Here is a 9,352-nt window from a genome sequence, read left to right as displayed (position 1 = left end):
GGCGCTCAACAGACCGACTGCTAAGGAAGCCGCCTCATGCGCAACGACACACGCTTCGCCTTCAACAAACTGACCCAGCGAATCGCCGAGCTCTCTGGCGTTTCCAGCGCGACCGAGAGCTTTGCGGTCGAGCCCAGCGTCCAGCAGACGCTGGAAACCAAGATGCAAGAGACCTCGGCTTTTCTCAGCGAGATCAACATCGTTGGCGTCGATGAGCTCAAGGGCGAGAAACTCGGCCTCGGTATCAGCGGCCCGATCGCTGGCCGCACCGACACCTCGGCCAAAGACCGTACTCCGCGCGACCTGACCAGCCTGGATGCCAACCAGTACGAGTGCGTATCGACCGAGTTCGATACCTTCCTGTCCTGGCAGAAAATGGATGCCTGGGCCAAATTCCGCGATTTTCAGGTGCGGGTACGTAACGCCATCCTTCGCCAGCAGGCGCTGGACCGCATCATGATTGGCTTCAATGGCACCAGTGCCGCCGCCGAGACCGACCGGGCCACCTATCCGCTTCTGCAGGACGTCAACAAGGGCTGGCTGCAGCAGTATCGAGACAACGCCCCGGCCCGGGTGATGAGCGAGGGTGGTACCGCCGGTGAGGTGCGCGTCGGCCCAGGTGGCGACTACGAAAACCTCGACGCCCTGGTCTACGACGTGGTCAACGAGCTGATCGATCCCTGGCATCGCGAGTCCACCGAGCTGCGCGCGATTTGTGGCCGCAAGATCCTTGCTGACAAGTACTTCCCGCTGATCAACAAGGACCAGCCGCCTACTGAGCAACGCGCCCTGGACCTGATCGTCAGCCAGAAGCGCATGGGCGGCCAGCAAGCAGCGCGGGTGCCCTACTTCCCGGACGGCGCTTTGCTGATCACCCCGACCAGCAACCTCTCCATGTACTACCAGAACGGCTCACGTCGCCGTTACATGAAGGACGAGCCCAAGCGCAAGCGCGTCGAGAACTACGAGAGCTCCAACGACGCCTATGTCGTCGAGGACTTCGGCGCTGGCTGCCTGGTGGAAAACATCATCTTCGGCGACTGGTCCGTCTAAGGAGAGCTGAATGCAAAGCCCCGCCCGTAAGCACTTTGCCCGCGTCACCGCCGCGAAAGCGGCCGGTGATGCCAACCCCAGCCGGCCCCAGACCGGCGAGCAGTACGAGATCCACGCCGCCGCGCTCTGGGAGGCGCGCCGCACCCTCAAGGCCATCAAGTCCACCGAAGCCAAGGTGCAGAAGAAGCGCGAGCTGCTGCCCGAGTTCGATGCCTACGTGACCGGTGTGCTCGAGGGCGGCAACGGCGCACAGGACGACGTGCTGATGACCGTGATGCTGTGGCGCCTGGATGTCGGCGACCTGGCCGGCGGCATCGCAATCGCTGAGTACGCACTGCGCCATGGCCTCGACACCCCCGACCGCTTCGAGCGCGACACCGCCAGCCTGGTGGTCGAACAGGTCGCCGAAGAGGCCATGCGGCTGCTCGAGGCGCCCTATGCAGAAGGTGCCGAGGGCGAAGCCGGCGCCGCCAACGACGCCGCCGAAATGGCCATGCATCTGAGTCGCGTCGAGGCCCTGACCCGCGACGCCGACATGCACGACCAGATCCGCGCCAAGCTCCACAAATCGCTCGGCTACGCCCAGCGCGCCCGCGGTGGCCATGCCGACGAGGCCCTCGCCAATCTGCGCCGCGCCCTGGAGCTGAACGACCGCGTGGGTGTGAAGAAGGACATCGAGCGCCTCGAGCGCGAGCTCAAGCAACAGAACGCCGGCCAGGGCACTGCTCAGAACAGCAGCGCCCCGGCCTGACCCCGAGTCGCACGCCGACGCCAAGGGGGCGCCGGGGGAGAGCGGGCCGCTGGCCCTATCTCGTCGATCCCGGCCCACCCCCTTCCTAATACCGAGACGTTGCCATGTCCCTGATCGCCGCCGGTACCGGCACCGCTCCCGACGATGCCGAGAGCATCGCCAACAACGGTTTCTGGCCGGATATCGAGCCGGCGGACTGCCGCGATGCCGAGCGCCTGGACGGCACCGTGACCGCTACCCGGCTCGCCTGGGCGCTGCAGGTGGCCATGGCCGACGTCAATCGCCAGCTCGCCGACTGGCAGCAGGCCCAACAGGACGAAGGGGCCGCGACGCTCGATGATGTGGCTGCCCCGTCATGGGCCGTAGCCGGGCACTACGCCCTGCTCTATCGCCGCGCCGTCTACGCCACCGCCCATGCCTCATTGCTCGAGCGCTACCGAGAAATCGCCGCCACCGAGGCTGGCGACGAGCGTGGAGAAGCCAAAGACCTGGCGGCCGACGATGTGCGACGCGACGCCCGCTGGGCCGTCGCCGAGATCGTCGGCCGCCACCACACCACCGTCGAGCTGATCTGATGCGCACCGTCTACGCGCACCAATACGAGACCCTTGACGCCCTGTGTTATCGGGTGCTCGGCCAGACAGCCGAAATCACCGAGCAGGTGCTCAGGCTCAACCCGGGCCTCGCAGAACTCGGCCCCCGGCTGCCCCAGGGCACAGCCGTCATCCTGCCCGACGCCGCCCCAGAAGCGCCGCGGGTCGACACCATCCAGCTCTGGACCTGACCCACAACCGATCACGCCGAGGAAATCCATGGCCGAACCCAGCACCACCACCGCCGTCGCCACCGCCACCGGGCTCGCCGCCCTGGTCGGCTGGCTTCCAGGCGTCGATGCCAACGCCGTGATCGGTGCCTTCTGCGGCGCCTCGCTGTTCGTGATCAGCGCCAAGGATCTGGGCCTCTTCGAGCGATTCGCCTACCTGGTGATCAGCCTGCTGATCGGCTACCTGGGCGGCCCGTCGGTGCTCGGCCAATGGATTACACACAGCGCGGTATCCGCGTTCATCGGCGCGGCAACCGCCGTGACAGCGGGGCTGCGTGCCATCGAAGGCGTCAAAACGCTCGACCTCAAGTCGCTGCTGGGAGGCCGCAAGTGAGTATCCCCACCCTCGTCACATTGATCTGCGCCGTGCTGATCTGTGCGCGGCTGCTCACCTACCGTCGCCGCGGCGCCCGCTACCGGCTCGGCTATTCCTGCGCCGCCTGGCTGCTTATCGCCGGCACCGGCACCGTCGCCATTCGCATTATCACTCAGTCGAGCTACCCCGCCGGCTGGGGAATCGCCCTGGTCATGGCGGTATTCGCCTGGCTGGTCTGGCGGGCACGGGGCAACGTCGCCCACATCATCCAGCTAAAGAGGATCTGAGCATGCTGCTAAGAAACGGCGATACCGGCTATCGGGTCGAGGCCCTGCAACGCGCCCTGGTCGCCGCCGGCCACGCCCTTGAGGTGGATGGCTGGTTTGGTGACGAGACCGAATCAGCGGTGCGAGCGGCTCAGCGCGCCCATGACTTGGTGATCGACGGCCTGGCCGGCCCCAAGACACGCCGCGCCCTGAAACAGGGTACGGATCCCAAGGCGCTGCGCCAGATCGACCTGGTCGGCGCCGCCGAGACGCTCGACGTCGAGCTCGCCGCGGTAATGGCCGTCAACGAGATCGAATCACGCGGGCTGGGTTTTCACGTCGGCGGCTCACGCAACGGCGCGCCGGTGATTCTCTTCGAGCGCCATATCATGCGCCGCCGCCTGATCCACCACGCGATCAACCCGGTGCCCTACCAGCAGCGTCAGCCCAATATCGTCAACGACAAACCTGGCGGCTATATCGGCGGCCCACGCGAGCATGAGCGGCTGGCGGCCGCTGACGCCATTCAAGGAAGCGCCGCCATCGAGTCGGCCAGCTGGGGGCTTTTCCAGATCATGGGCTTTCACTGGCACCGCCTGGGCTATGCCAGCGCCGAGGTGTTCGCCGAGTCGATGGCCATCAGCGAGGGTCGGCAGCTCGAGGCCTTCGTGCGATTCATCGAGGCCGATAGCGCGCTGCATTCTGCTCTGCGCCGGCAGGACTGGCGCGATTTTGCTCGTCGCTACAACGGCCCCGCGTTTGAGCGCAACGACTACGACACCAAGCTCGCGGCGGCCTACCGGCGCCACGCCGGCGATTTGGAGATGGCCGCATGACGAGAATGCGCCTCATCTTTCTCGCCACCCTGGCGGTGGCCATCGCCGCCGCCGGCTGGGCGGCCCGTGGCTGGTTCGAGGACGCCCAGCGCCTGAGCGCCGAGCGGGCTACCCGCGAGGCCATCGATGCCGCCATGGAGCGCGAGTCCGAGATCGCCGCGCAGGTCGAAGCCGCACTTGCCGACCTTGAAGCCAACGAGCGCATCATCGACCGGGGGATCATTCGTGAAATCGAAAAGCCTGTATATCGCCGCATGTGTCTCGAGCCTGACGCTATCCGCCTGCTCAACCACGCCGCCGCCGGTACAGTTCCCGAACCAGCAGACCCTGATGACGCCCTGCCCGACGACGCTGCCCAAGCTGACTGACGGGACCGGCAAAGACGTCGTGCTGACCATGGACGCCTGGGCAGGCCAGTATCATCGTTGCGCGACACGGCACAACGGCCTAGTCGACGCCCTCGAGGACCGCGGAATCACGGAATAAAGAGGAGGTCGCCATGCGAGTCAAAGTCGGAGATACCTGGTACGACAGCACCGAGCAGCCCATCTGCTTGCAGCTCAATGAGCTTGAGCAGGAACAGATAAGCAACATGGGCCCGCCGACAGCGAATAATTGCAAATACGGCGTGTTTCCCGACGTCAACGCCTTGTCGCGTGAAGAAATGCTTGAGTGGATGAAGGAAGACGGCGAAAAATGAACAAACTGCTATCCCTCCGCCAGCACCTGATCGGCGCAGTACCGGAGCTGAAGGACAACCCCGAGAAGCTACTGACCTTCGTGAACGACGGCACGGTGAAATTCCACCGGGGCCAGCACCTGAGCCATCAGTACCAGGTCGATGCTCAGGTCGTGGTCACCGACTACGCGGGCGAGCTGGATACGCTGATGATCCCGCTGCTGCAGTGGCTGTCGCACTATCAGCCGGACCTCGAGCCCGACGAGGCCGTGCGCCTCGAGGCCGAGATTCTGTCGAATCATGCCTGGGATCTCGCCCTGACCGTGCGACTTACCGAGCGCGTCGTTGCCCTGGTCGATTGCGAGACGGGCAACATCACCAGCGAGCACCGCATGCCCGAGTACCCGATCGAGGCATGCCCGGCCACCGAGTGGCAGCTCTACATCAAGGCGCCAGGCGACGATGCCCCGGCGATGGCCAGCGAATGGGAATCGCCGAATGGATGATCTCGACGCCCTCGAGGACTGGGTCGCGCCGCTGATCGCCAAGCTAGGCGCCAAGGAACGCCGGGCACTGGCCCGCAAGGTCGCTCAGGATCTTCGTCGCAGCCAGCGCGAGCGCATCAAGGCCCAGCAGAATCCCGACGGTACGCAGTACGCCCCGCGCAAACCCCAGGCCCGCGCCCAAGCCGGCGGCATTCGCCGGCGTGCCATGTTCTCGAAGATCCGCACAGCCAAGTACCTCAAGGCCAAGGGCAGCAGCGATGCCGCCGAGGTCGGCTTCGTCGGTCGCGTGGCGCATATCGCCCGGGTGCACCAGAAAGGCCTGCGCGCCCGGGTCGAGCGCGACGGCCCGCGCTATGACTACCCCGAGCGCCGACTGATCGGCTACACCGCTGCCGACCGCGAGCTGATCCAGGACTCAGTGCTGCACCACCTCGACACGGACTAGCCACGCCCTGGTTGTAAAACGCCTTCCCCACAACGCCAACCGCTCGCCACTCGCCCGCCGCCGCGCAACCATCGCGGCATGAGCCAACACCCCCTGCATAGCGCCGCCGAGCTGCTGCGCCTGATCCATAACCTGATTCGCCTGGGCACCATCGCCGAGGTGGATCACGACGCTGCGCGCGTCCGTGTGAAATCGGGCGAGCTGCTCACCGCCTGGCGGCCGTGGATCGAGTGTCGCGCCGGCACCACTCGCGACTGGAACCCCCCCACCGTCGGCGAGCAGGTGGTGCTGTTCTCGCCGGGTGGCGATCTCGCCGCCGGCGTGGTGCTGGCCGGACTGTTTTCCGACGCCCATCCGGCCCCGGCAGACCTGCCAGAGCTGTGCCGCCGTCTATTCCCGGACGGCGGCCTGTTCGAGTACGACCACGAATCGAGCGTGCTGCGCATCAACCTGCCCGGCTCCATCGAGATCAGCGCACCCGGCGGCACGTCGTGGCTCGGGAACATCGACCACCAGGGCGACATGGCCCGCGCCGGTAGCTACGCGCAGGACGGCGGCAGCCTCACCCACAACGACGTGAACGTCGGGCACGACCACCCGCATAGCGGCGTCGTGCCGGGCAACGGCCAAAGCGGAGGGCCCGTGCAATGACCGGCATGAACGCCACCACCGGCCGCCAGCTCGACGAGCTCGACCATATCCGCCAGAGCGTGCGCGACATCCTCACCACGCCCATCGGCTCGCGAGTGATGCGCCGCGACTACGGCAGCCTGCTGCCCGAGCTGATCGACCAGCCATTGCACGATGCCACCCTGATGCAGGCCTACGCCGCCGCGGTGATGGCGATCATCCGTTGGGAGCCTCGGGTGCGGGTGCAGCGTGTCCAGCGCAGTGTCAGCACCACGAGTCCCGGCGCAGCCACACTGGCGATTGACGCCATCACCACCGATGGCCATGCAGTTGCCGTCGAGGTGCCCGTCGCATGAGCGTGATCGACCTCTCCCAACTGCCACCGCCCCAGGTCGTCGAGTCGCTCGATTTCGAGACGATCCTCGCCGAGCGCAAGCAGGCGCTACTCGATCAGTACCCCGCCGATAAGCAATCCGAGATCGAGGCCACGCTGGCTCTAGAGTCCGAGCCGCTGACCAAGCTGCTCGAGGAGAATGCGTACCGCGAAATGCTCTGGCGGCAGCGGGTCAACGAGGCCGCCCAGGCGGTGATGATTGCACATGCCAACGACGAGGATCTCGACAATCTCGTGGCCAATTTCAACGTCAAGCGCCTGACAGTGGAGCCTGGTGACGAGAACGCAGTACCACCGGTTCCTCCGACGCTGGAACAGGATAGTGACCTGCGTATGCGAGGCCCCGAGGCCTTCGAGGGGCTGAGCGTTGCCGGACCCACCGGCGCCTATGAGTTTTATGCGCGCAGTGCTGACGGTCGCGTCGCCGATGTCTCTGCGCTGTCGCCGGAACCTTGTGACGCGCTGATCACGGTCCTGTCGCGCTTGGGTAATGGTGAGGCCTCCCAGGATCTGCTCGACATCGTTTACGACGCACTCACACCCGAAGACATCCGGCCGGTTTGTGATCGCGTCACGGTTCAATCCGCAGCAATCACCGACTACGCCATCCAGGCCGTACTTCACCTTGATAAGGGCTACGGCCCCGAGCGGGAACTTATCCTGGAAAGTGCCCTGGCACGCGCAGAGAAATACCGCACTGAGAAACGCAAACTCGGCCGCAGCATCTACACCGATGCGATTAAATCCGCTCTGCATGTCGAGGGAGTCGAGCACGTAGACCTGATATCCCCGGTTGAGCACATCCTCTTCGACCGCACTCAGGCCGGACATTGCACAGGGATCGACGTCACCCTAGGGGCGGGCAATGGCTAATACCTTGACGCTACTTCCCCCCAACGCCTCGCCCCTGGAGCGCGCCGCCTCCGAAGCACTCGCCGAGATCCAGCGCGTGCCTATCCTGCTGCGCCAACTCTGGAACCCCTGGGACTGCCCGGCACCGCTGCTGCCCTACTTGGCCTGGGCATTCAGCGTCGACCGCTGGGACACGACCTGGTCCGACACCGCCAAGCGCTCGGTGATCGCCTCCGCGTTCTACGTCCACCGCAAGAAGGGAACCATCAGCGCCCTGCGCCGAGTCGTCGAGCCACTCGGCTATCTGCTCGAGGTCGTCGAGTGGTGGGAGACCGAGCCCGAAGGTGAGCGCGGCACCTTCGCCCTGCGCATTGGCGTGCTCGACACCGGCATCACCGATGAAATGTACACCGAGCTCGAGCGGCTGATCGACGACGCCAAGCCGCTGACCCGGCATGTCTCGGCTCTGGATCTCGCCGGCGAGAGCCGCGGCATCACCTACATGGCCGCCGCCACCTATGACGGCGACCTGACCGCCGTCTACCCATTCGTCGCCGCCGAAACCGAAGTCACCGGCGTGAGCTATGTCGGCCTCACCGCCATCAGCATCGACACCGCCACCGTTTACCCGCTGCCCTGACACGCCCTTGAAAAGAGAGGAGCTCGCATGCCCCAGTTCTATACCCTGCTCACCGACACCGGCCAGGCCAAACTCGCCAACGCCGTGGCCCTGGGCGGCACCATCGAGATCACCGAGCTGGCCGTCGGCGACGGCGGTGGCAGCCTGCCCACGCCGGACAGCAGCGCCACGGCACTCATCAATGAGCTGCGCCGCGCGCCGATCAATACCAGCCAGACCGACCCGGACAACCCCAGCTGGATCGTCGTTGAGCAGGTGCTGCCGCCGGACGTCGGCGGCTGGACCATCCGTGAGATCGGCATCATCGACGCCGATGGCGATCTGATCGGCATCGGCAACTACCCCGAAACCTACAAGCCGGTGCTCGCCGAGGGTAGCTCGCGCACCCAGACCGTGCGCTTCGTGCTCGAGGTCTCAGATACCGCCGCCGTCACCCTCAAGGTCGACCCATCGGTCGTCCTCGCGACACGGCAGTTCGTCGAGGCCGAGCGGGCCGCGCATGAAGCAAGTCGCGCACATCCGCTGGCGACCGAAGCCCAGCGGGGCATGGCGATTAAGGCGTCTCAGACCGAGGTCAATGCCGGCGATGATGACGGGAAATTCGTCACCTCGATGAAGCTCAAAAACTGGGCGACGCAATGGGTCAAGGCTGCTACCGAAACAGTCGCCGGCATGCTCAAAATTGCGACGCAGGCGCAGACCGATGCCGGCACTGATGACACGACAGCAGTGACGCCAAAGAAGCTGAGGTGGGGGGTCTCATACAGTATTTCAGCCGACGGCTATATCGCGTTCCCCAGCTGGTTGGGGGGATTTATTTTGCAATGGCTGGGGATTAACAGCCGTCCCGATGGCTTGAATTTCACTTGGCCGATACCTTTCCCCAATGATGTTTTTGTATCGGGCGCGCTCGACTATGGGACTGGCATTGATGTTGTTAATACGACGAACGTGACAAATAGCGGCGGCACTTTCCAGACCCCCGCTGGGGGCGGCGGTACGGTCTGTTCAATAATCGCTATCGGCAAATAAGGAAGCGTCATGTCATACCATTACAGCCCCTCAAGAAATGCTTTTTATCCGTCTAGCATGAAATCTGAATACATGCGTGCCGGCACCTGGCCAGATGATGCGGTAGTTGCTACAGAAGAAGAGTGGCGC

General features: G+C 65.0%; 17 protein-coding genes. All 17 read left to right on the top strand.

What is annotated here, in order from left to right; translation table 11 throughout:
- Positions 1–36: 36 nt before the first annotated feature.
- On the top strand, positions 37–1,053 hold the full coding sequence (locus BLR71_RS17225; RefSeq protein WP_092529081.1) for a phage major capsid protein, P2 family: 1,017 nt from the start codon (positions 37–39) through the stop codon (positions 1,051–1,053).
- A gap of 10 nt (positions 1,054–1,063) precedes the next feature.
- Entirely contained in the window at positions 1,064–1,804 is a 741-nt protein-coding gene (gene gpM / locus BLR71_RS17220) for a phage terminase small subunit (protein WP_092529079.1), read from the top strand.
- A 104-nt stretch (positions 1,805–1,908) separates the two neighbouring features.
- Positions 1,909–2,379, top strand: a complete 471-nt coding sequence (locus BLR71_RS17215) for a head completion/stabilization protein (protein WP_092529077.1) — start codon at positions 1,909–1,911, stop codon at positions 2,377–2,379.
- Positions 2,379–2,588, top strand: a complete 210-nt coding sequence (locus BLR71_RS17210) for a tail protein X (protein ID WP_092529075.1) — start codon at positions 2,379–2,381, stop codon at positions 2,586–2,588. The genes BLR71_RS17215 and BLR71_RS17210 overlap by 1 nt, the downstream gene beginning before the upstream one ends.
- Positions 2,589–2,616: 28 nt before the next feature.
- A complete protein-coding gene (locus BLR71_RS17205) occupies positions 2,617–2,961 on the top strand; it encodes a putative holin (protein ID WP_092529073.1) in 345 nt (114 codons plus the stop codon).
- Entirely contained in the window at positions 2,958–3,230 is a 273-nt protein-coding gene (locus BLR71_RS17200; RefSeq protein WP_175491721.1) for a phage holin family protein, read from the top strand. The genes BLR71_RS17205 and BLR71_RS17200 overlap by 4 nt, the downstream gene beginning before the upstream one ends.
- Before the next feature lie 2 nt (positions 3,231–3,232).
- Complete coding sequence (locus BLR71_RS17195; protein WP_092529069.1) at positions 3,233–4,045, top strand: N-acetylmuramidase domain-containing protein; 813 nt, start codon at positions 3,233–3,235, stop codon at positions 4,043–4,045.
- Complete coding sequence (locus tag BLR71_RS17560) at positions 4,042–4,413, top strand: hypothetical protein (protein ID WP_139172689.1); 372 nt, start codon at positions 4,042–4,044, stop codon at positions 4,411–4,413. Before BLR71_RS17195 ends, BLR71_RS17560 begins: the two co-directional genes overlap by 4 nt.
- Entirely contained in the window at positions 4,313–4,531 is a 219-nt protein-coding gene (gene lysC / locus BLR71_RS18100; protein ID WP_092529082.1) for an Rz1-like lysis system protein LysC, read from the top strand. The genes BLR71_RS17560 and lysC overlap by 101 nt, the downstream gene beginning before the upstream one ends.
- Before the next feature lie 13 nt (positions 4,532–4,544).
- Positions 4,545–4,745 carry a hypothetical protein gene (locus BLR71_RS17185; protein ID WP_092529067.1) on the top strand — a complete coding sequence of 67 codons (201 nt, stop codon included), beginning with the start codon at positions 4,545–4,547 and terminating at the stop codon, positions 4,743–4,745.
- Positions 4,742–5,230 carry a phage tail protein gene (locus BLR71_RS17180; protein WP_092529065.1) on the top strand — a complete coding sequence of 163 codons (489 nt, stop codon included), beginning with the start codon at positions 4,742–4,744 and terminating at the stop codon, positions 5,228–5,230. The genes BLR71_RS17185 and BLR71_RS17180 overlap by 4 nt, the downstream gene beginning before the upstream one ends.
- Positions 5,223–5,675, top strand: coding sequence for a phage virion morphogenesis protein (locus tag BLR71_RS17175; protein WP_092529063.1), 453 nt, complete (start codon positions 5,223–5,225; stop codon positions 5,673–5,675). The genes BLR71_RS17180 and BLR71_RS17175 overlap by 8 nt, the downstream gene beginning before the upstream one ends.
- A 78-nt stretch (positions 5,676–5,753) precedes the next feature.
- A complete protein-coding gene (locus BLR71_RS17170; protein ID WP_092529061.1) occupies positions 5,754–6,326 on the top strand; it encodes a phage baseplate assembly protein V in 573 nt (190 codons plus the stop codon).
- Positions 6,323–6,661, top strand: coding sequence for a GPW/gp25 family protein (locus BLR71_RS17165; protein ID WP_092529059.1), 339 nt, complete (start codon positions 6,323–6,325; stop codon positions 6,659–6,661). Before BLR71_RS17170 ends, BLR71_RS17165 begins: the two co-directional genes overlap by 4 nt.
- Positions 6,658–7,572, top strand: a complete 915-nt coding sequence (locus BLR71_RS17160; protein WP_092529057.1) for a baseplate J/gp47 family protein — start codon at positions 6,658–6,660, stop codon at positions 7,570–7,572. The genes BLR71_RS17165 and BLR71_RS17160 overlap by 4 nt, the downstream gene beginning before the upstream one ends.
- Positions 7,565–8,191, top strand: a complete 627-nt coding sequence (locus BLR71_RS17155) for a phage tail protein I (protein WP_092529055.1) — start codon at positions 7,565–7,567, stop codon at positions 8,189–8,191. The genes BLR71_RS17160 and BLR71_RS17155 overlap by 8 nt, the downstream gene beginning before the upstream one ends.
- Before the next feature lie 27 nt (positions 8,192–8,218).
- Positions 8,219–9,223, top strand: a complete 1,005-nt coding sequence (locus BLR71_RS17840; protein WP_092529053.1) for a phage tail protein — start codon at positions 8,219–8,221, stop codon at positions 9,221–9,223.
- Positions 9,224–9,352 lie beyond the last annotated feature (129 nt).

It is taken from the genome of Onishia taeanensis (genome assembly GCF_900100755.1).
Classification (GTDB): Bacteria; Pseudomonadota; Gammaproteobacteria; order Pseudomonadales; family Halomonadaceae; genus Onishia; species Onishia taeanensis.
Note: the sequence above shows the minus strand (reverse complement) of the source record. Positions and strands in the feature narration are given on the sequence as shown.

Excerpts from the sequence above, each read along its gene's own strand:
- BLR71_RS17225 (WP_092529081.1), top strand. The coding sequence starts at position 37 with ATGCGCAACGACACACGCTTCGCCTTCAACAAACTGACCCAGCGAATC.
- BLR71_RS17840 (WP_092529053.1), top strand. The coding sequence starts at position 8,219 with ATGCCCCAGTTCTATACCCTGCTCACCGACACCGGCCAGGCCAAACTC.
- BLR71_RS17160 (WP_092529057.1), top strand. The coding sequence starts at position 6,658 with ATGAGCGTGATCGACCTCTCCCAACTGCCACCGCCCCAGGTCGTCGAG.
- BLR71_RS17170 (WP_092529061.1), top strand. The coding sequence starts at position 5,754 with ATGAGCCAACACCCCCTGCATAGCGCCGCCGAGCTGCTGCGCCTGATC.
- BLR71_RS17205 (WP_092529073.1), top strand. The coding sequence starts at position 2,617 with ATGGCCGAACCCAGCACCACCACCGCCGTCGCCACCGCCACCGGGCTC.
- BLR71_RS17185 (WP_092529067.1), top strand. The coding sequence starts at position 4,545 with ATGCGAGTCAAAGTCGGAGATACCTGGTACGACAGCACCGAGCAGCCC.
- BLR71_RS17210 (WP_092529075.1), top strand. The coding sequence starts at position 2,379 with ATGCGCACCGTCTACGCGCACCAATACGAGACCCTTGACGCCCTGTGT.
- BLR71_RS17180 (WP_092529065.1), top strand. The coding sequence starts at position 4,742 with ATGAACAAACTGCTATCCCTCCGCCAGCACCTGATCGGCGCAGTACCG.
- BLR71_RS17165 (WP_092529059.1), top strand. The coding sequence starts at position 6,323 with ATGACCGGCATGAACGCCACCACCGGCCGCCAGCTCGACGAGCTCGAC.
- BLR71_RS17175 (WP_092529063.1), top strand. The coding sequence starts at position 5,223 with ATGGATGATCTCGACGCCCTCGAGGACTGGGTCGCGCCGCTGATCGCC.
- BLR71_RS17215 (WP_092529077.1), top strand. The coding sequence starts at position 1,909 with ATGTCCCTGATCGCCGCCGGTACCGGCACCGCTCCCGACGATGCCGAG.
- BLR71_RS17195 (WP_092529069.1), top strand. The coding sequence starts at position 3,233 with ATGCTGCTAAGAAACGGCGATACCGGCTATCGGGTCGAGGCCCTGCAA.
- BLR71_RS17560 (WP_139172689.1), top strand. The coding sequence starts at position 4,042 with ATGACGAGAATGCGCCTCATCTTTCTCGCCACCCTGGCGGTGGCCATC.
- BLR71_RS17155 (WP_092529055.1), top strand. The coding sequence starts at position 7,565 with ATGGCTAATACCTTGACGCTACTTCCCCCCAACGCCTCGCCCCTGGAG.
- gpM (WP_092529079.1), top strand. The coding sequence starts at position 1,064 with ATGCAAAGCCCCGCCCGTAAGCACTTTGCCCGCGTCACCGCCGCGAAA.